At 34.2% G+C, this 22,224-nt stretch carries 11 protein-coding genes and 1 pseudogene; 11 read left to right on the forward strand and 1 reads right to left on the reverse strand.

Going from position 1 to position 22,224, the window contains the following annotated elements:
* The 3 genes and pseudogenes from EMN46_RS12525 to EMN46_RS20450 all read left to right on the forward strand — a co-directional run.
* On the forward strand, positions 1 to 419 hold a 419-nt coding region (locus EMN46_RS12525), incomplete at its 5' end, for a TRAP transporter large permease subunit (protein ID WP_154200611.1).
* A gap of 476 nt (positions 420 to 895) precedes the next feature.
* Positions 896 to 1,051 (forward strand): annotated as a pseudogene (locus EMN46_RS20445) (transposase); the annotation flags it as partial.
* A 206-nt stretch (positions 1,052 to 1,257) separates the two neighbouring features.
* Positions 1,258 to 1,494 (forward strand): IS3 family transposase, encoded by a 237-nt coding sequence (locus EMN46_RS20450; RefSeq protein WP_195715261.1) that lies wholly within the window; start codon positions 1,258 to 1,260, stop codon positions 1,492 to 1,494.
* A gap of 217 nt (positions 1,495 to 1,711) precedes the next feature.
* Here EMN46_RS20450 and EMN46_RS12540 read toward each other — a convergent pair whose 3' ends face one another.
* A complete protein-coding gene (locus EMN46_RS12540; RefSeq protein ID WP_195715262.1) occupies positions 1,712 to 5,782 on the reverse strand; it encodes a hybrid sensor histidine kinase/response regulator transcription factor in 4,071 nt (1,356 codons plus the stop codon).
* Positions 5,783 to 6,696: 914 nt separating this feature from the next.
* On the opposite strand from EMN46_RS12540, the gene EMN46_RS12545 reads away from it, so the two are divergent.
* The 8 genes from EMN46_RS12545 to EMN46_RS12580 all read left to right on the forward strand — a co-directional run bounded on the left by EMN46_RS12545 (position 6,697) and on the right by EMN46_RS12580 (position 22,110).
* Positions 6,697 to 9,981, forward strand: a complete 3,285-nt coding sequence (locus EMN46_RS12545) for a SusC/RagA family TonB-linked outer membrane protein (protein ID WP_229130360.1) — start codon at positions 6,697 to 6,699, stop codon at positions 9,979 to 9,981.
* Positions 9,982 to 10,007: 26 nt separating this feature from the next.
* Positions 10,008 to 11,909 (forward strand): RagB/SusD family nutrient uptake outer membrane protein, encoded by a 1,902-nt coding sequence (locus EMN46_RS12550; protein ID WP_154201163.1) that lies wholly within the window; start codon positions 10,008 to 10,010, stop codon positions 11,907 to 11,909.
* A 541-nt stretch (positions 11,910 to 12,450) separates the two neighbouring features.
* Entirely contained in the window at positions 12,451 to 13,650 is a 1,200-nt protein-coding gene (locus tag EMN46_RS12555) for a glycoside hydrolase family 88 protein (RefSeq protein ID WP_154201164.1), read from the forward strand.
* Positions 13,651 to 13,721: 71 nt separating this feature from the next.
* Entirely contained in the window at positions 13,722 to 16,259 is a 2,538-nt protein-coding gene (locus EMN46_RS12560) for an alginate lyase family protein (RefSeq protein ID WP_195715263.1), read from the forward strand.
* A 69-nt stretch (positions 16,260 to 16,328) separates the two neighbouring features.
* Complete coding sequence (locus tag EMN46_RS12565) at positions 16,329 to 17,780, forward strand: glycosyl hydrolase family 30 (RefSeq protein WP_154201166.1); 1,452 nt, start codon at positions 16,329 to 16,331, stop codon at positions 17,778 to 17,780.
* 119 nt (positions 17,781 to 17,899) lie between these two features.
* Positions 17,900 to 19,546 (forward strand): glycoside hydrolase, encoded by a 1,647-nt coding sequence (locus EMN46_RS12570; protein ID WP_154201167.1) that lies wholly within the window; start codon positions 17,900 to 17,902, stop codon positions 19,544 to 19,546.
* A 68-nt stretch (positions 19,547 to 19,614) separates the two neighbouring features.
* Positions 19,615 to 21,264, forward strand: a complete 1,650-nt coding sequence (locus EMN46_RS12575; protein ID WP_154201168.1) for a glycoside hydrolase — start codon at positions 19,615 to 19,617, stop codon at positions 21,262 to 21,264.
* 45 nt (positions 21,265 to 21,309) lie between these two features.
* Positions 21,310 to 22,110, forward strand: coding sequence for a DUF1961 family protein (locus tag EMN46_RS12580; RefSeq protein WP_229130361.1), 801 nt, complete (start codon positions 21,310 to 21,312; stop codon positions 22,108 to 22,110).
* The last annotated feature ends 114 nt before the right edge of the window (positions 22,111 to 22,224 follow it).

The raw sequence follows: 22,224 nt of genomic DNA on the forward strand, positions 1-22,224 counted from the left end.
TATCATGGATTATGGCCTATGAAAATATCCCTCAAAATGTAAGTGCTGGTTTACTAGGACTTAGCGATAATCCAATTGTTATCTTACTACTGATTAATTTAATTCTTTTAGTTGTTGGTGTATTTATGGATATGACTCCAGCTGTACTAATTTTCACTCCTATCTTTTTACCAATTGTAGTAGATCTGGGAATTGATCCTGTACATTTTGGAATTATCATGGTTCTAAACCTTAGTGTAGGACTTTGCACTCCACCAGTAGGCTCCGTTTTGTTTATCGGATGTAGTGTTGCTAATATCAAAATTCAACAAGTAATTAAACCGCTACTGCCTATGTTCATAGCAATGATTGTGTGTTTGTTACTGGTTACTTATATTTCAGATTTAAGTATGTGGTTACCAAACACATTTGGATTTTAATTCGATGATTATGAATTAGTTTGAGTTTATTATAGGTGTGCTTTATTTAGTAATTATACATTTAAAGTACCTAAACGAAGTTCATTAGATGAATATTTAAACTTGTAACAGAATAATATTGTGATTTAGTACTTTCATAGTGAAGTTTAGTTTTGGTTAGTAAAAACCACATTCTTTTGAATGTGGTTTTTTTTGTCTTAAAAATATTTTTTATACTACCAAGCTTATTAGGGGTAACCTTTAAAATGTATTTTAAAGGATGTTATTTAAAGGAGGTCCTAAGGAGCTTGAAAATAATGATCACTTGAAAGTTTATCTAGTAATCTTAATTGGATATTTTTTAATATTAAAATCAAGTAATAAATTTGTCTTAGAGTATAGATGTGGAGTTGCTACAGTTACATTTATAGTGAGTTTAGGTATAATTAGACTAATCATTTATATCTTAGAAAAGGGAAAAATGAAGACGGAAATTTAGCAGAGAGTTTAAATTGAATGCTGTTGAGTTAAGTTACTCAACAGCCAACATAAGACAGCTCGCACATGAACTGGATATACCTCCAGAACTCACATATCGCTGGCGTAGTGAGTTTGAAAACTATCATGGAGCATGTTTGCCTGGCAATGTGTAAGCTGAGATTACAAAAGAAGAATCTGAAGTATATAGGTTGAAGAAAGAACTTGCTGAGGCAAGAATGGAACGAGATATATTAAAAAAAGCAGTTCACATCTTATCCAAGAGCGGTGGGAGATTTACCAATTCATAAGAAATCATATTAGCATATTTCCTATTGAACTGATGTGTCGGGTTCTATATGTTTGTCGTAGTGGTTATTATATGTGGCTTAAATCAGAACCGAGTCAAAGGGTTTTAGAAAATAAGAGGTTTACTCAGCAGATTAGATTGATTTATGACCAGAGCAAGCAAACTTATGCAAGTCTTCGGATAACGGAAGAGCTTAAAGCACGAGTCATTACAGTTTCAAGACCACGAGTGGTTCGCTTAGAGAAAGGCAAATATAAAACATTCAAAACCTCTGTATTATCTATTTTTGAATATATAGCAACATGGTAAAATACATGTAGAAGACATTCTTCCTTAAACTATCTTTCGCTTTTAGAATAGGGAAGACTCTTAAATAATGAAAAGAATGCAGCATGACCTAACTTATTGTCCACTTTTTTGTTGCAAGTCCAATGTTCCTTTTACTTATTAACTTATCGTTTAGGTTTTAAGCATTTTAAATCTATATGCAGTTTATCGTTTGAAAAAATAATTACGGTATTGTAATTCAACCTTCAGTATTCTTCATACTGCTTTCCGAGTATTGTTTTGGAGTTTGTCCAAACTGATTCTTGAATAGAGATATGAAATGAGAAACATCCGAAAAACCAGCCATGAAAGTAACCTCATTCACATTGTGTTGATGTTGTTGTAATAATTCGGAAGCGTAGTTTAAACGTGTAACTCTAATAAATTGACTTGGAGTTGTATCCATAAGAGCTTTAAATTTACGAAATAGTTGACTTCGACTCATACCAAGAGCTGAACTTAAGCTTTCTACAGATAAATTACAATCGGTAATTTCTGCTTGAATAATTTCGGAAACTTTATCCAAGAATAATTTATCTATTGGAACGATGTCATCTTCAATTGTTTTTAGGATATCTTTTCCCTTATACTTGACTTTGATGTTTTTACGTAATTCGATAAGGTTATCAACTTGAATTTTTAGTAATTCAATATTGAATGGTTTTTCTATATAGGCATCTGCATGGTGTTTAAAACCCTCCATTTTTTGATCATCAGATGTTCTAGCAGTTAATAATATGATAGGAATGTGTGAGGTTATATAGTCAGTTTTTAGGTGGTTACATAACTCAAGGCCATTCATTTTTGGCATCATAATATCTGATAGTATGATGTCTGGCATTTTATCTTTGGCTTGTTCTAATGCTTCTTCACCATTGGAGCATTCAATAATATTGTAATTCTGAAAACTTGATATTAGATATTTTCTCAAATCATCATTGTCTTCAACGATCATTAAGTAGTCTTTCTTCTTATCAACTTGTTTTTCTGTAGATACAGTTATTGAAATTTTAGGTTTTGTATTTGAAATAACAACTTGTTTTTTTGTGATTGTACTCAATTCATCTTTAGAAAAAGCTGTTTTTGCAACGGGGATAATTACTGTAAAACAGCTACCTTCATTTATTACACTTTCAACATTTATACTTCCACGGTGTAAGTCAATTAAACTTTTTGTGAACGATAAACCAATTCCTGTACCTGTTTGGTGGTAGTCAACAAAATCGGTTGTATAGAATCGATCAAATACCTTGTCTAATAAATTTGGAGCGATACCAATTCCATCATCTTTAATCTTAATGGTTGCCTGCCCATTTTCTATTTGAATATTTAGTTCAATGGTACCTCCTTTATTTGTAAATTTAATTGCATTGGAAAGCAGATTAAATAGTATTTTTTCTAAAATACCAAAATCATACCAGCTCTCAATTTCTTGATCGTTTTTGGTTGTAAAATGTAAGGTGATGTTTTTATTTTGTGCTACATAAGAGAAACTATTCAATATCTCTTGAGAATCTGCTAATATAGTTCCTTTAGAAACTCGGAGCTTAATTCTATTTTTTTCGACACTTCTGTAGTCCATTAATTGATTAATTAACCGAAGTAATCGTTGAGCATTCCTATTCATGCCCATTATAAGTGCTTTTAGTTGTTGATCTTTTGTTTCGTAATTAATTAGACTTTCAAGGGGAGCAGTTATAAGAGTTAGGGGTGTTCTTAATTCATGAGAAATGTTCGTGAAAAATTTGAGCCTCATTTTTCCAGCTTCTTCAATTCGTTGTTTTTCTAGAATTTCTACTTTTAATTTGTGTTCATGATTTGCTCTATATGTAATAATAACAGCAAACAAGCTAAGAGAAAGCAATAGAATGATAAAATAAATGACCATTGCAATTTTACTTTTCCAAAAAGGAGGCCAAATTTTGATCGCAATAGATGAACCTTCATTGTTCCATAATCCATCATTGTTTGATGCGATAACTTTAAAAATATAATTTCCTGCAGGGACATGAGTATAAGTGGCAATTCTATTGTGTTTTGCATTTTTCCAATCGGTATCATATCCTTCTAGTTTATATCGATACTGATTATTTTCAGAAGATGTGTAGTTAATACCTATAAATTCAAATGAAAAAGAAGATTGCTCGTAAGTTAATTCCAATTCTTTAGTTAAACTTATGTGTTTCGTTAAAGGGGAATTAGGTTCGCCAATCTTAACAGGTTCATTAAGAACGTACATCTCTGATATAACAACATTAGGAATGTTGGGATTGTCTTTTATTGAGTCGGGATGAAAAATATTAAATCCGTTAGGACCAGAAAATAGTAATTTACCACCACTTGTTTTTAATGATACAAATTCTTCAAACACGTTTGATTGAAGACCATCATTCTTATCGTAGTTCTTAAACGTATTGTCAGTAGTATTTAATTTTGAAATTCCACCTTTGGTACTTACCCATATATTGTTGTAATCGTCTGGTAAAACAGCACAAATATAGTCATTCGATAAACCGTCTTTTTCATCATATATTTTATTTGTTTTGGTTTTAAAATTATGCTCAACAAGTCCCTTGTTTGTAGCTAACCAGATATTCTTATTTACATCTTGTGTAATTCCATTAATACGAATTTTATTATTGAGAGTATTGTTCGAATCTTTTAAATCGTAAATTTGAGCCTTACCGTTTGCTTTATTATATAGGTAGACTCCATTCGACCAGGTTCCTATCAAAACATAGTCTCCAATATCTAGAAAACATCTCGCATAAGTTACATTTTTAAGATGTGAGAATTGTTTAGTTGTTGGATTGTATATGTCTACAAAAGAGTTGTTTCCAATCCATATTTTTCCATTAAAATCTTTATAAAGAGAATATACATTGTTGTTCGATATGGAATTTTTATTGTCAGATGCTGTGGCAAATTGAGAGAAATAATTTTCATTCTTATGGTATGTAAATATGCCACTACCGAAAGTTCCAATTAATAATTTTCCTGGTTCTAGTTCATTAATTGCTATAATGATATCATTATCAATCCATTTGTTTTTTGTCTTATCTGCTTTATAATTGTCGAAAATACCTTTTTTTGCGTTGAAACGACTAATTCCTCCTCCTTCTTTTGTACCAATCCATATTTCACCATCGGTATCTTCAAATAAGGCTCTAACGCTATTACTCATTAATCCATTGCTAGTATAATCAAAGTGATAATGATCAAAAAGTTTTCTGTGTCTATCAATAAAATTCAATCCATTATTGTAGCTACCGATCCAAAGGTTACCAAACTTATCAGTAAACATGGTCCGGGGAGTTTTACTTTTTATCCCTTTGGGATTATAAAGATCTGGTTGTAAAAAATGAGATTTACCTGTTACTTGATTAAGAACTAGTACTCCAAAATCTCTAATTCCTGCTAGTATAATATCTTTATTATAACTTGAAATACTCGAGATCCAATTGTATTCAGTTGTTTCTAGGTTTGGTTCAAAAAATTTGCTAATACTATCATTTACACATACATAAAGTGAGTTGCTTTGTTTTGATCCAATCCAAAGTTTATTTTCAGAGTCTGCAAATAAGGTCGTTACATACAATTGATCTTTATTGTTAGTAATATATTCAACTTGTTTAAATGAATTTGTTTGCGGAATGTAGTAGTAAAGACCCTTTTCTGATCCTAGCCAAAGACGTTCATTTTTATCTTCATAAATTGCAGTTAGGTTTTGAGGTACATTTTTATTGTTTTTTGAGATATTAATGAACATATCTTCTTCAGGATTATATCTAAATAAACCTTCGCTAAATCCTTCATTAAATCCTTCAACCCAAACATTTCCCTTACTATCAACACAAACCGATCCTCTGGCGAAAGGTGTATAGGAGGTACTTACGGATGTTGAAATGATGTAGTTTTGAAATTGATAATTGTTTTTATCAAATTTGGAAATCCCAGTAGAAGTGACTAGCCATAAGCAATTTCTAGATATGTCTTCAGCGATAGAAGAGATGAAATTATCTGCAATTGATGTGCTATCCCCAGGTATGTTTTGAAAATTATCAAAGGAGCATCCATTAAAACGACATAATCCTTCAGAGGTACCTATCCATATAAAATCATCTTTATCTTGAGTTATAGAGTTAACAGTGTTAGAAAGTAGTCCATTCTCATAATTGTAGTGCTTAAATGGAAAATATTTCTGGGCTGTAACGCTTAATAATTGACAAAATAATAGTCCTAATAGAATTAGAAGCTTGATTTTCTTCATAGAGATTGTTATTAAGAGCTTCATAATATTATTAGGTTTTAAAGACTATTAATATTTAGAAGTAGTGAGTAGAGAGGTTTGTGATTTTGTTGACCAAAAATACGCAAACGATCTAGTATAAAAAATTTCAAATGGAAAAATAGTTAAGGGATAAAACAAAAAAGTTTGTAGTTTTTTATTTAAGGACCTTACATCTAGAAGTTAATGTGCTTGTTTTTTTTCTTGGTGGTTTAAGGAGAATATAATTATTCTAAGCAAATACAATTAAATTCTAAAAGGGCTTACTAGATATATGCATATTATTTCTATGTTAGTTTACATATTGTATTTGTGTAGATAAGAATTAAATGACTTATTAGTTGAATAATGATCGTAAAAATTGAGTTTCTTATCGGGTTTTTGTTAGTGTATTCATGGTTTGTATTTTATTCTATGAAGAATAATCTTCTATTTTCATAAAAAATAAGTAACGATTGCGGCCTTGTATGTGTTTGTGGGTGATGCTGTTGGTGTGTTGTGAGACAAATATCCTATTCTTTGGAACGCATATCCTACCCAAATTATCAATTAATGAATAGTTTCGTTGTATGAGATTTTCAATAATAGATTGTCTAAAGGCAATTAGTAAAAACAAATATTTTACATACGTATACATAGTGCTTATTGCATTGTATATATTTTCTCTTCTCTACTTATTCTTATAAGAAGGATGAAGTTGAATATTTTTTTTAATTGTGTTATCAGTCTGTGCAAACGATTTAAAATGAAAATCTAATTAAAAAGAAATGATAAAACTTGATTTAGTATATATAGTGAATATAAAGAAAACGAGAGATGCTATGAACATCTCCCGTAATATAATATCTAGAAGTAGATATTATCATAGTAATAATAACTTATAATTCTACAAATTTATGAAAAAAAAATCGTTTTTAAGGCATGATGCCTTTAGAGGTGGTTTAAAATGTTTCTGCGTTTTGTTTATGTTGGGTCTATTCAATGTAAATGCGAATGCGGGTCATTATTCACCAACTGATGAGAATGGAACAGTTAGTTCTGTAAATCAACAAAATCGGACAATAACGGGTAAGGTATTCGATAGTGAAGGTATTACACTTCCTGGAGTTTCAGTTGTTGTTAAAGGAACTACAATTGGAACCATTACAACCATTGATGGTGATTTTGTGATTGATGTCCCTGTAGATGCAAAAACTCTCTTGTTAACATTTATTGGTATGAAAGATGTAGAACTGAGTTTAGCTAGCCAAACTTCTTTTAAGGTGGTGATGGAGCAAGGTTCAATTGGATTAGATGAGTTAATTGTTGTTGGTTATGGAGCAGCGAAAAAAGCAACTTTAACAGGATCGGTTGAACAGGTAAAGGGAGACGATATGACAGCAGGTAAAGGTACTTCTAGTGCTGCTCTTGCTATTCAAGGTGAGGTTCCTGGTGTATTGGTAACACGTACATCAGCTCGTCCTGGTAATGAAGGTATTGATATTAAGATTCGAGGTGATATCTCGGTAAATAATATTTCACCACTTATTTTATTGGATGGGATGGAAATTCCTGAATGGCAGCTTTCTACTATCAATCCAAATGATATTGAAACCTACTCGGTAATTAAAGATGGTGCAGCCGCAATTTATGGAGCGAAGGCAGCTGGTGGAGTTCTTTTGATTACAACTAAAAAGGGTAAGCAAGGAGACATTAAAGTAGAGTACAATGTAGATCTTCAGGTCACTATGCCTAAAGCTTGGCCTATTACTGATTTGCAAGAATTAGGAGAGTTGTGGGAGCAGGCAGGAAATAATGATGCACTTACTTTTACTGATGGTGATGGTAACGAAACCGTTGCAGGTGGAACATATAAGTTTTTTAGTAAAGAGCAATGGGAAAAAATTGCTGCTGGAGAAATACCTACAGAAGCATTGTTTGGTTCTTTTGATTTCAACTATGCTGATACCGATTACTTTAAAGAAGTTTATGGCGCAACAACATCTCAAAGACACAATATTGCGATATCTGGAGGTAACGAGAAAGCAACATATAGAACATCATTTGGTTATGCGAACGATCGCTCTACTATGGATGTGGCTTATGATGGTGCGAAAAAGTACAACTTTCGTACTAACGTAAACTATAAGGTGAACGATATGATAACAACTGATATCAATGTTTCATATGATAAAAGAGATATTTCTGAGCCAACTCAGGGAGTGGGTGAAACTACTATCGATCCTTGGTTGTTCCCTGTTTATAATCCTGATGGAGAATATTATCATCTTTGGGGTAGTAATAACGTTATCGCTAAGCTGAAAGATGGTGGTCGTACCGAAACTGAGCAAGAAATTTTCAGATTAGGTGGTAGTCTTAAATTAGACTTAGATAAATACGTTGAAGGTTTATCGTTCACCTATAAAGGGAATGTGAGTTCACGAAGAAGTGATAAAACAATTAGAAAAACGACCATTACCGTTTGGGATTGGGAAAGTGAAAATAGTATCGTAAATCCTACATTAGCAGGTACATCTGCGAATGTAAATCTTTCAAAGGTTGTATTCCAGAATCACGTTCTACAAGCTAACTATAAGCGCTCATTCGGAAAGCATAATGTGGGAGTTATGTTGGGTGCTACAGCTGAAGATACTGAAAATATTCAGTACAACATGTACCGATCGAATATGGCATCGGATGAGTTGGATGATTTGAATACAGGTGATGCTTCTACTGCAACAAATGCTGGAACGAGTAGTGATGGTAGTTATGATTCAGGTAGTTCAGAAGTAAGTCTGATGTCTTATATTGGAAGATTTAACTACGATTACGATGGTATTTATCTTTTCGAAGCTTTAGGTCGTCGTGATGGATCTTCAAGATTAGATCCTGATAACCGTTGGAAAAACTTTTATGGTACATCTGCTGGTGTTCGCTTATCAGAAATGAGTTTCTTAAAGGAGGGTTTATTTCAGAACTTAAAAATACGTGCTTCTTATGGTGAAACTGGTTCTACAACCGGAATTGGTTCTTACGATTCTTATTCAACGATTGCAACTGGAGAAACATATTTTGGTTCTACACCAACTATCAACAATACAGCATGGATTAGTGCTATGACATCAAGCGATCGTACTTGGGAGCGTGTTGCAAAAACCAATTTTGGTGTTGATTTCACAACATTAGATAGTCGCCTTAGTGGAACATTTGAATATTTCCACCATCAAAATAAGGACATGTTAATAAGTATCACTTACCCACAAGTTTTAGGTGCAACTGCACCAAAGACCAATAGTGGTGACTTTAATACCCATGGATGGGAAGTATCTTTAAAGTGGAGAGATCAAATTGGTGACTTTAAGTACAATGTAGGTCTGTCTATGTGGGATAGTAAATCAGAAGTTACTCACATGGAAGGAGCACAAACTATTGCGGATGGTGTAAATAAAACCATTGAAGGCAAACCTTTAAATGCAATTTATGCTTATAAAACCGATGGACTTTTTCAAAATGAAGCAGAAGTATTATCTTATTACGACAAATATGGTTTTGCCGATGCTTCTGATCAATTAACATCGAAGTCAGGTAGTGATCTTCCAAATTATAGAAGTAAAGATCGTTTAGCACCAGGATCGTATAGAAAAGTTGATGAGAACGGTGATGGTAAGATTAACACGGATGATTTATATTATTTTGGTGATGCGAATCCACATTATAATTTCGGTATTAACTTAGGCTTAAAGTGGAAGAGTTTTGATTTTAGCGCCTTTTTCCAAGGTGTTGGTCAGCAGTATATTGTGCGTACGGGTACTTTGGCTTATCCTTTCCGTGCTTGGTGGATGAACCAAAATAATACATGGACTGGTGAAACTTGGACTACAGAGAATACTGGAGCAGATTATCCAGCAATAAGCAACAACGGTAAACGTAAAACTTGGAATTATGGTACTACTAATGATAATAATGTGATTAATGCTTGGTACATGCGTGCTAAAGTGATTTCATTGGGATATACCTTACCAACAGAAGTTTTACAGAATATGGGGGTAGAAAGACTTCGTGTATCTGTTACTGGTAACGACATCTTTACATTTAGTAATGTAAAAGATGGTTTAGATCCTGAAAACGGAAGCTCTGCTCATGGTGGGGATGTAGATCCGTTCAGTTCGTCGTTAATTTTTAGCTTACAGGTTACATTTTAATTCTTTCAACTAAAATGAATATACAAATGAAAAATATATATAAACAAATCAATAAGTTTAGTTTGGCACTTGTAGCTGCAGGGCTAATCTTAAGTGGTTGCGATGATTATTTGGATCAAGAGCCACTAGATCAGGTAACAGAGGCGATCTATTACAAAACATCTGAGCAATTTACGAATGCATCCAATACTTTTTATACCCGCTTTGGTTGGGAAGAAGGAGATGAATCATCAGATCTTTCAGGCAACCTAGCTGATTATGACTATCCTGCTGGAAAAACAACTGTTCCAACTAAAGATGATATATGGAGAAAAAATTATATCTACCTACGTGGAGTCAATCAATTAATTGAAAAAGCGGTTGACTATCCTGGTGAACAGTCTGAAATTTCGGCATCCTTGGGTACAGCGTATTTCTTTAGAGCTTGGCACCACAATAAATTATTATTGCGTTTTGGTGGTGTACCAATTGTAACACGTTCTTTGGATGTTACTTCAGATGAGATTTATGGGGCACGTAATAGTCGCTATGAAGTCGTTTCTCAGATGGTTTCAGATTTAGATATGGCTATTTCTCTTTTGCCAGCTGCTACATCTTTAACTACTGATGATCAGGGTAAGATATCGGCTGAAGCTGCTAAAGCTTTCAAGGCTCGTATCTTGTTACATGCTGCTACTTGGGAGAAGTATGTGGGTACAACTACTGATGGAGATGGAAAGACAACTGGAGCAGGATCTGCTAAGCCAGCAAATTATCCTTCTGTTGATGAGATGTTAACTGAAGCTAAAAAAATGGCATCGGAAGTTATGAATAGTGGTGCTTATGAACTATGGGACAAGCGTGCAGAGATCGAAGCAGCATATCCAGGTTGGGGAGATCACCATTTGTTTTACTTCTTTTGTTTAGAAGATGGAACTTCTAACCCAGCTGGTCTTACCAAGGCTGATAATAAGGAGTTTATTATTCAAACAGTTTATGATTATGTGTTAAGACAAAATAGAAATAATACGACACATGCTAAACCTTGGGGACCATCACGTAAGTTAATGGATATGTATTTGTGTTCAGATGGTCTTCCTGTTCAGTACTCGCCAGAGTTTGAGGGATATGATCTTATGAATTCTGAGTTCCAGAATCGTGACCTTAGATTGGTTGGTTTGGTAAAAGAACCAATAAAAGAATATTGGGGATATGGATCAGGTTCTGAGGGTGGAGGAGCTCAATATAATTTGGATTTTGCTGATCTTGCATGGGATTTCCGTTATATACCTAATTTAAGTAGCGAAGCTGCTGGTCGTAATATGGGATATGAGGGACGTAAGTTAACTCATGAGAATGCTTATCGTGAAACAAGAGAACAGGCGTATAACTTTCCATTGCTTCGTTATGCTGAAGTGTTGTTAATTTATGCAGAGGCTACATGTGAATTAGGTGATGGTGCAATTTCAGATGCTGATTTGGACTTATCTATCAATAAAATAAGATATCGTTCTGGTGTTGCTGATTTAACAAATGCATTAATTTCTCCTTTTGGTGATTTAACAATGCTTGGCGAAATTCGTCGCGAGCGTGCTATTGAATTGTTTGGTGAAAATTTCCGTTACGACGATTTAAAACGTTGGGGAATTGCAGAAGAAGAATTGAATAAAGATGTTTGTGTAACTTATATTACAGGAACTGAATTTGAAACAGCTTTAGATCCTGGAAATACGGCAAATACCATTTATAACGCTAGTGCATGGTCTTATGGTTTAACCAGCGGAGAAGAAGCAACTTCTTCTTATGCAGGTATTGCTTCGACTAAGGCTGGTGCTTTAATTATTGATGCTGGTGCAAACAGAAGCTTTAAACGAATGAATTATGTTGATCCAATTCCTTCTGTACAGCTAGATCTAAATTCAAGCTTAAAGCAAAATTCTGGTTATTAATATTTTTTTTCAAGTTTAGTTAGAAATTAGACTAGCTAAGTAGTTTAGTTTAATAATGATTATTTCATCACGGGCAATTGATTTCTTAGGATTTTTTATTGTCCGTGATGTTTTTTTATAAGTGTATTACTACTGATTATAGATCAATATCACTTGATCTTATTATCTAATGGAGCTTAGTAGATTTAATGATGTGGATGATGAAATAGCGATGTGAAAGAAATCGCTATAAACGTTCAATTTATAGAAATCTATAACTTCTAGATATTTTTTTGCCGAAATCCCTTTATGGTTTTTGAATTTATCGCGTTGCAAGAGCACTCTTTCTTGTTTATACTCAAAATACGATTTGTAAAGAATGTGAAAATAGGTTTAACAAATGGTATTAGTGGGAGATTATCAACGATCTCAGAATAGATTTTGATCGGTGTAAAATTAGAGAGTTAATTAGTAGTGAAAAAATAAGGTTTTGTGTTTTGAATGGTAATTATTTTTAGGCAAAACTAATGTTAACATCAAATAATAACAAGTAATGAAGAGGATGAACAAATTGATAACAGCTTTTTTAATCTTAATTATAACTGTTTCATGTTCTAATGAGGAGAAGGCTACGGAAAAATTTGATACACAGAAGGTCTTGGAGTATTGTGTGGTAAAAGCACAGGAAACTATGAAGGATTTAAATGATGTTGATAGTTTGCCAAGGAATATTTATCCAGGACAAAAAAAATGGAATAAGGTTGGTAATAAAGATTGGACATGTGGCTTTTGGCCGGGGGTACTATGGTATGCTTACGAGGCTTCTAATGATTCTACGATTCTAAAAAGAGCAAAAGATTTTACAAATCCACTTACTGCAGTTCTTGATGTTCCTGTAGATAATCATGATTTAGGTTTCATGTTGTATTGCAGTTTTGGAAATGGGTATCGTCTGACTAAAGATCCAGAGTATCATGATATCTTAATTGAAGCCGCAGATTCATTGGCAACATTATACAATCCGAAGGTAGGAACTATTCTATCGTGGCCTGTAATGCGTAAGAAAATGAACTGGCCTCATAATACGATCATAGACAATATGATTAATTTGGAACTCTTGTTTTGGGCATCAAAAAATGGAGGTAAGAAAGAATTCTACGATATGGCTGTTACGCATGCCGAGACTTGTATGACAACACTGGTTAGACCAGATTTTAGTACCTATCACGTTGCTGTATTCGATACGATCGATGGGCATTTTATAAAAGGAGTTACTCATCAGGGATATGCTGATGATTCTCAATGGTCACGAGGCCAAGGATGGGGAATTTATGGTTATACCATGTGCTACCGCGAAACGGGTAAAGTAGAGTTTTTAGAAACAGCTAAAAAACTTTCTGATGTTTTTATGAAACGTTTATCTAAAGATGGTATGCCGTATTGGGATTTTGATGATCCATCAATTCCAAATGCACCTAAAGATGCATCAGCCGCTGCTGTAGTTGCTTCTGGTATGTTAGAGCTTTCTACATTTATGGAAAATGATTCTGAGAAAATGAAATATAGACAATTTGCGATTTCTCTGCTGAAAAACCTTTCTACAGATAAGTATTTAAGTAAGGATGTAAATCAATCTATGTTGTTGCATTCAACAGGGCATTTACCTCACAATTCTGAAATTGATGCTTCTATAATCTATGCAGATTATTACTTTATCGAAGCATTGTTACGATTGAAGAAAATTGAGGATTCAGAAAAATAAATATTGTAAATAAAGTTTTTACAATTACTCAGTTTGGAAAAAACATTTAAAAAAGCTTAAGAATAGTAATGATGAATCAATTTAAAATAAAGATTAGGCTATTGGTAAAATTTCTATTTGTAGTCGCAGTTTCTCTGGTATCTTCAATTCAAGCATTCTCAAAAGAGACGTGTTCTGATAGTGAAACAAAAGCCAATATTTCTTTAGAAAGTAAAGTCCTTTCTTTACCCGCAAAGGCTAACGAGATTGTGACCTACAAATTTGAATTGAAGAATTCACTGGATAGATCTCAGACTTTCCATTTGAGTATCAAAAAAGTTAGAGAGTTAGCTTGTAAAGCAATTTTATCTGATTCAGTAATTACGATTAATCCTCAAGGTAAATATTTCGGAGTGCTCCATGTAACTGTAAGTGATAGAATTCCTGTTGGTGGACAGGAAAATATTACAGTCTTGGTAAAAAACAGCAAAAATAAAGAGGTGGATAATATCCAATTTATTACTGTTCGGGCAACACCTCACCCATTTTTGTTAGTTACAAATGAAATTTTAGAAGAAGCTAAAGAGAAAGTTAAAAACAATGCTTGGGCTAAAGAGAATTTAACCAACATGTTAAAATCTCTGAATGAATTTAAGTTTCCGAAAAGAAGAATAGTTACAAAACCTAGGCCAACACAAGTTTGGTCAAGCTTATCTTATATTGCTAGTGATGGAGAAAGAGCATTTCAACTTTGTTTGGCCTATAAACTAACAGATGATGTAGCTTATCGCGATAAAGCGATTCACTTTATCAAACAAGTTTGCGATAAAGAAGAAGGTTACCTTTCAGTTGGAGCTGCAACAACAGGAGTGCAAGTACACGAAGGAAATTTTTTCCTCTTTTTAGCTGCCGCTTGTGATATCGTTTATAATGAATCTTCATTTTCTGAAGAAGATCGCGAAAATATTAATAACACATTTCGTTATTACTTGCAGCAGAATAAAGGGCACATGAGTTCTTTAGGAATTATGAATCATCAGGCCAGTGCTAATGCAGGGGCTATTGTAGCCGCTTTATTTTTACAAGATGTGGCAGAAGTTAATTACTTGATAGATGCTGATGGTGGCATGGCCGATCAATTGTCAAAAGGGATAATGGCTGATGGTTGGTGGTTTGAATCAACAATAAATTACTGTCATTTAGTAACCCAAAGATATGTATTAGTCGCTCAGGCTTTCGAAAATTTTGGATGGGATTTATATCACAGACGATTTCCGGTAGAATATAAAAGTAAGGATTTTGTAAATGCCAAAGAGGGATTTACTGGCATGAAATTCGACAACTGGGGACCTACTGGTAGAAATACAAGAGGAGTAGAAGATATGGTAGCTGCGTATATTCCAATGATGGATGAAAATGCGTGGGTAGTATCAAGTAACGATTCAAGACTTACAAAGCCAGATATCTACTATGAACTGGCTTATAGACATTACAGAACAGATGAGTTGGCGTGGGTAGTTGGAAAATCAGATAGAGATTCTTGGGTTTCGTTACTATATGGAATACCAAATTTGCCGGATGTTAAAGATCCAAGAACAAAATCAACTTTTGCACCTAATGTTGGCTTGGTGGCTTTACGCTCTCAGGGAACAGAACAAAAGCCTGAAGAGCAGATACAAGCTTATTTTAAGTTTGGAACTCATGGTGGCTGGCACGGTCAATTCGATAGAACTGGCATGTTGGCATTAGATCGGTTTGGGCACAAGTTTTTTGGAACCGAGATGGCTTGGTTTGGATATGGTGATGCAGGATATAAGGAATGTGTACAAACATCGGCTACGCACAATATGGTTGTGGTTGATGAGTTACAGCAAGAGGCGGTTCCTTCGGAGCAACCTTTGTTTTATGCGGGCAAAATGATGCAGGTGAGTGTTACCGAAACCAATGCCCGCTGGAGAAAAATACCAATTTTTAACATCGAAAAATTTCCACCCTGGAATGATTCTGATTTTGAAACAGAGCCAATTCTTCAGCGTCGTTTGTCGGTTGTTACCGACGATTATGTTGTGATTGTAGATTATTTGAAAGCGAGCAAAAAGCACAGTTTCGATTGGATGTTGCATCCTGTAGGCTTCCAATCAATTAAGGGAGCCACAAAAAAAGGAAAAGTACATCCAATGTTGAGTACTTTTCAAACTTCTCCTTACAAATATTTTACAAATGCACAGTGGTATCAGATGAAAAATGGAGCACAAACTCATTTCCTTGATGAAGGTGTTTCTCTTGATATTCATACACTTTGGCCTAAAAAGGCAGGTGTTGTCGTAGCTAATTATCCTATTGGTGGCAAACATAGCGGAATCAAAAATAATCCGAATAGAAGAACTTTGGGTGTTCGCATTGAGGCTAAGGAAGCTCTTTATGTTACAGTTTTAGAGCCGCACAAAGGGGAATCGGTAATTGATAAAATTGAATCTTTATCGCCTCAAGAAATAAGAGTTTCTCTTAAAGATGGTAGAAAACAAATCATATCGATTGATAATTTGAAAGGAAATTCGAAAGACATTCAAGTTCAAATTTCTGAAACTTTGAATGGTACTGATATACGTACTGAAACAACAGAGCAATAATTTAAAATGTCTATTAAAAGTCTAGTATAATATAAAAATAATTTGACTACTGATCTAAATTATAAGAAAATGAAAAGTAAACTACATAAAGGAATTTCGAAACTAACATGCCTGTTGGTGTTATTGGTAGTTTTTAGTACAGCACAAGCACAGAAAGTAGATTTAGTATATTCAACAGCATCGGCTAGATGGATAAAAGGAAAGAAGGCCGTTAGCATTAATAAAGATCAATCTGTTAAAGCGGATATTACCGTATTTGCTGACAGTGAATTGCAGTTAATTGACGGAATTGGTGGTGCATTTAATGAGTTGGGATGGACCGCAGTTAATGTTCTTCCGCAAAAAGCAGCCAATGAGGTATTCGATGCCTTATTTGGAGAAGATGGTTGTAATTTTTCTATGGGTAGAGTGCCAATAGGAGCAAGTGATTATGCATTGAGTTATTACTCGATGGACGATGTGCCAGAAGATTTTGAAATGCGTGATTTTAATATCGATCGTGATCGTTTTATCATGATTCCTTATTTAAAAGAAGCCTTTAAACGTCGTCCTGATTTTAAACTATGGGGATCGCCATGGACACCACCAGCATGGATGAAAGTAAATGAGCACTACTCTTTACGAGCTGGTGAAATGGAAGAAGGTCGTACAGGTGGTAATAAAATGGCTCCTGGTAAAGAAATCAGAACCAGTTCAACTGCATTTAAAATGCAAAGACGCTACTTAGAAGCCTACGCATTGTATTTTTCTAAATTTGTTACGGCTTACAAAGAAGCAGGAACACCTGTTTTTATGATTCAGCCACAAAATGAAATTTTATACGCACCAAACTGGCCTGCTTGTACTTGGTTAACAGAGGATATGTCGTATTTTATTGGAGACTTCTTAGGGCCTAAATTTGAAGCGGATAGTTTGGATACAGAAATATGGTTGGGTACTATCAATAGTCCTGATACTCGATATGTAAAGTATGCTTTGGATCACAAAAATGCTAAAAAATATATCAAGGGTGTTGGTTTTCAGTGGAATGGAGAGCGATCAATTCCTACGATTGCAAAAGAGTATCCAAATATTAAATTGATGCAAACAGAGAATAAGTGTGGAGAACAGGAAAATGACTGGTCCTCATTAGAAAGATCTTGGAAATCGATGGTGCATTATTTTAACAATGGTGCAGGATCTTATTTATACTGGAACATGATTTTAGATGAAACTGGTAAAAGTGCTTGGGGATGGCCACAAAACTCGATGATTGTTATCGACAGTGAGTCAAAAGAAGTTAAGTATAACGATGAGTTTTATTTGTTCAAGCATCTTTCACATTTTGTTCAGCCTGGCGATCATTATTTAAAATCATCAGAAGGAGATAATCACTTGGCATTTAAATTAAAGGATGGCCGTACTATGCTAATGGTTTATAATCCTGAAGAGAAAGCCAAAACAATTAATATTACAGTGGGTGAAACTACAATTACAGCCGATCTAGAAGCTGTATCTATTAATACAATTTTGTTGAATTAAATGATAAATTATAGGTTCCATTCCGTTATATAAACGGAATGGAACTTCTGTTTTGTAGGTTTTTCGAACTCAATTATTGAGAACTTAAAACAAAGCAATTGATTTAAATACAAGGTAAAATGAAAAATAATAATTTTAAATTATCAGGTTTAATATTACTTGTGCTGCTTGTTGTATCAGGAACTGGTATTGCTCAGAATAAAGTAGAAATCGATACAAAAACGGAAGGGGCTTCATTTGAACATTTTTGGAGTAATTGTGTTGGAGCTGGCCGTGCAAATGAAGGATTACGTGCAGGTTGGTTAGAGCAATTAGAAATGGCACAGAAAAATTGCGGTTTTAAATCCGTTCGTTTTCATGGACTATTTCATGATGATATGTTTCTGGTGTTTAAAGAAAATGGAGTTACAGTTTACAACTGGCAATATATCGACGATTTATTCGATCGAATGTTAGATTTGCAAGTGAGACCTTTTATCGAGCTTAGTTTTTTTCCAAAAAGTATAGCTGCTGAAAATAGCAAAACACAATTTTGGTGGAAAGCCAATATTACTCCTGATGAGTCTAAATTTGGTGAATGGCACGATTTAGTGCAAGCATTTACTCAGCACTGTGTAGACAGATATGGTATCGATGAAGTATTAACTTGGTATTTTGAGGTTTGGAATGAACCTAATCTAGTAAGAGGTTTCTGGGATGGTTCAAAATCGCAATATTTCGCCTTGTATAAGCAATCGGTAACTGCAGTACGCTCAGTTGATGAACGATTAAAAGTTGGAGGTCCTTCAACTAGTAACTTTGTTCCTGATGCTCGTTATGATGGTGAGCGTGAAAATAACAAAGGCTTTAATGATGCTTTTTCGGTTAAAGATATCAATACCTTGAATTGGAGAGGCGTTTGGATTAAAGATTTCTTAGAATATTGTGCAAAAGAAAAATTACCTGTTGATTTTATTAGTTGTCATCCTTATCCAACCGATTTTCCTTTTAATCCTAAAAGCGGAAAAGGTAGAGATTTATCTCGACGCGTAACTTCAACTAAAGAAGATATGCAGTGGTTAAATAAAGTATTAGAAGGAAGTGCCTTTCCAAATGCTGAAATACATTTAACAGAATGGAATACCAGTCCAAGTAGTAGAGATGCAATGCACGATTTTCTTCCACCTGCAGCATACATCGTAAAAACGAATTTAGATTGTATTGGCTTAGTCAACTCTTTGGCATATTGGACTTTTACCGATATTTTCGAAGAGAAAGGTGGTGCCTCTAGTATTTTTCATGGCGGATTTGGTTTAATTAATTATCAAGGGCTAGTAAAACCAAGTTATCATGCATACAGAATGTTGCATCAATTGGGTGATGAAAAATTATTTAGCGACGATCATCTTTTTGTAAGCCGTAATTCTGGAAATGGAAAAATTATTGCTTTGGCTTATAACTATCCTGAAGAGTATTACAACTCTGTACCAAGAGGGAATAATAAGCGCGAAGAAGGTACAGCTCGAGATCTTAATTTTAATCTTAAAGATCTTCAACCAGGTGCTATGTTTAAAATAGAGGTTCTAGATAAAGATCATGGAAATATTCAGAGCTACTGGGAAAAAATGGGTAAGCCTGAACCTCCTACACGCGAACAGATTAAGGTGATGAAAAAGGTAGCTGAAAATCTTAAAACTTCTTTCGTTAAAGCGGATGAAAATGGAGAGATTACTATTCAACAAGAATTGTCTCCTTGGAGTGTAGTATTGATCGAACAAATCAATTAGTAAGAATAAAAATAGCTGTTGATTTGAGGATCAATGTGAGAAAAAGTTTTATCAATAAAAATATAAAAATGCGTAATAGAGTAATTTTATTTATATTATTTGCTGCATTTCTGACGAATGGTAAACTTGTTACTGCTCAGAAAAAAGTTAATGTTTCGGCAAATTCAGAAGGTGCTAAGTTTGAACATTTCTGGAGTAAATGTGTTGGCGCTGGTCGTGCTAACGAAGCATTGCGTGCAGGTTGGTTAGAGCAATTGGAGAAAGTAGAAGAAAATTGTGGTTTCGAATATGTTCGTTTTCATGGACTTTTTCACGATGATATGTTTCCGGTGTTTCAAGAGAAAGGAAAAACGGTTTACAACTGGCAATACATTGATGATGTGTTCGATCGTATGTTGGATATGAATGTTCGTCCCTTTGTTGAACTAGCCTTTCTTCCATCAAGTATAGCTGCCGAGAATTCGAAAACGGTATTTTGGTGGAAAGCTAATATCACACCTAAGGAAGATTCTTTTGTGGAATTTCATAAGTTGGTAAAAGCTTTTACTCAACATTGTGTAGATCGATACGGAATTGATGAGGTTCTTAATTGGTATTTCGAAGTTTGGAATGAGCCTAACTTGTATCAATTATTTTGGGATGGTTCAAAGTCGCAATATTTCGAATTGTACAAGCAATCGGTGTTAGCGGTTCGTTCGGTAGATAATCGATTAAAAGTAGGTGGACCAGCAACAAGTAATTTTGTTCCTGATGATCGTTTTGATGGAGAAGTATTAGATCGTAAAGCTTCGGAAGAAGTGTTTACCGTAAAGGATATTAATTCTCTTGATTGGCATGGTGTGTGGATCGAAGATTTCTTAAAATTCTGTAAAAAAGAGAATTTACCTGTCGACTTTGTGAGTTGTCATCCTTATCCAACCGATTATGCTTTTAATCCAGAAACAGGTAAAGGAAGAGGTCTTACTCGTTTTGTTCAATCGGCGAAAATAGATTTGAAGTGGTTGAATAAAATTGTGAAAAATAGTGCTTATCCAAATGCGGAATTACACTTAACCGAATGGAGTACTAGTCCAAGCAGTAGAGATAAAATGCACGATTTATTGCCAGCGGCAGCTTATATTGTAAAAACAAATTTAGATTGTATTGGACTGACTAATTCTCTTTCGTATTGGACATTTACCGATATTTTTGAAGAAAAAGGCGGTGCTGCAAGTATATTTCATGGTGGTTTTGGGATGATCAATTTTCAGGGTTTAGTGAAGCCTTCCTATCATGCTTATCGTATGTTGCATCAATTGGGTGATGAGAAATTATTCCAGAAAGATAATTTAATGGTTAGCCGAAAATCAGGCGATGGAAAAATTGTTGCCTTGGCCTATAATTATCCTGAGGAAGCGAATAATGCTGTGCCTGCAGGTTATATGAGTTACGAAAAGCTGGCTAATGGAACGGCTAAAAAACTTAATTTTTCACTTAGTGATTTAAAACCAGGAGCAATGTTTAAAATTGAAGTTTTAGACAAAGATCATGGAAACGTAGAGAGTTATTGGGAAAAAATGGGTAAGCCACAACCTCCTACACGCGAGCAGATTAAAATAATGAAGGCTGTTGCCGAAAATCTTAAAACTTCTTTCGTTAAAGCAGATGAAAATGGAGATATCACTATTCAACAAGAATTGGCTCCTTGGAGTGTCGTTTTGATTGAACAAATCAACTAGTCATAATTTAATAGAACTATCATGTTAATTAATTCATTTAGTAATATGCACAGGAAAATTACTTACTCTATATTATCGGCAATTATTTTAATGATGTGTTATAGCTGTAATTCCGATTCAAAAGATGAATTTGAAAAAGTAAATGAATCCGAGGAGTGGTCTTTACAATTTTCAGATTCTTGTACGGGTAACTGGCAGGATAATTGGTTTTTAGATGGCTTAATTGCAACTGTTGAAAATAGTGATAAAGGAATGAATCTTATTGCAGGACCTGAGCATAAGAATAATGCTCATCATGCGGTATTATGGACTAAGCAGTCGTTTAATGGTGATGTTAAAATTGAATATGAGTACACCCGAACAGATACTCAGCTAATTAATGTCAATATTCTTTATATTCAAGCGCAGGGAATCGGAAAAGGTGTTTACGATAAAGATATTTCGAAGTGGAATAAGTTAAGAGAAGTGCCAACAATGAGTATTTACTATAACTATATGGATCCAATTCATATCAGTTATGCGGCATTTCCAATGACAAACGATGATCCAACTGCAGATTATATAAGAGTTAGAAAATATCCTGTAAAAGAAGGAATTGCTTTTGATGATATGGCGGTAGAACCTTCTTACTACAAAATGGGATTGTTTTTACCGAATGTACCTTATAAAGTGACTGTAGTAAAAGCCAATTCGAAGCTATACATGCAGGTAGTTGGAGATGGTAAAAACGAACTGTTTACTTGGGATATGTCTGATAAAGCGCCATCGATAGAAGGTCGAATTGGACTACGTCACATGTTTACTCGTTCTGCAAGTTATCGTGATTTTAAAGTTTCGGTAAAATAGAATTTTAGATCAAGATTCTGATTCAGTTTAAAAGCAAGTTAATTCACAAAAATCCTTTGTGAGTCAACTTGCTTTATAAATATGTATAATGATAAAGCATAGCAATTTTTAAAC

Origin of the sequence: Ancylomarina sp. 16SWW S1-10-2, assembly GCF_009669305.1 — a bacterium.
Taxonomy (GTDB): Bacteria; Bacteroidota; Bacteroidia; order Bacteroidales; family Marinifilaceae; genus Ancylomarina.

Bases quoted from the DNA above. Each gene is read 5' to 3' on its own strand.
- EMN46_RS20450 (WP_195715261.1), top strand. From the start codon at position 1,258: ATGTGGCTTAAATCAGAACCGAGTCAAAGGGTTTTAGAAAATAAGAGG.
- EMN46_RS12540 (WP_195715262.1), bottom strand. From the start codon at position 5,782: ATGAAGAAAATCAAGCTTCTAATTCTATTAGGACTATTATTTTGTCAA.
- EMN46_RS12545 (WP_229130360.1), top strand. From the start codon at position 6,697: ATGAAAAAAAAATCGTTTTTAAGGCATGATGCCTTTAGAGGTGGTTTA.
- EMN46_RS12550 (WP_154201163.1), top strand. From the start codon at position 10,008: ATGAAAAATATATATAAACAAATCAATAAGTTTAGTTTGGCACTTGTA.
- EMN46_RS12555 (WP_154201164.1), top strand. From the start codon at position 12,451: ATGAACAAATTGATAACAGCTTTTTTAATCTTAATTATAACTGTTTCA.
- EMN46_RS12560 (WP_195715263.1), top strand. From the start codon at position 13,722: ATGAATCAATTTAAAATAAAGATTAGGCTATTGGTAAAATTTCTATTT.
- EMN46_RS12565 (WP_154201166.1), top strand. From the start codon at position 16,329: ATGAAAAGTAAACTACATAAAGGAATTTCGAAACTAACATGCCTGTTG.
- EMN46_RS12570 (WP_154201167.1), top strand. From the start codon at position 17,900: ATGAAAAATAATAATTTTAAATTATCAGGTTTAATATTACTTGTGCTG.
- EMN46_RS12575 (WP_154201168.1), top strand. From the start codon at position 19,615: ATGCGTAATAGAGTAATTTTATTTATATTATTTGCTGCATTTCTGACG.
- EMN46_RS12580 (WP_229130361.1), top strand. From the start codon at position 21,310: ATGCACAGGAAAATTACTTACTCTATATTATCGGCAATTATTTTAATG.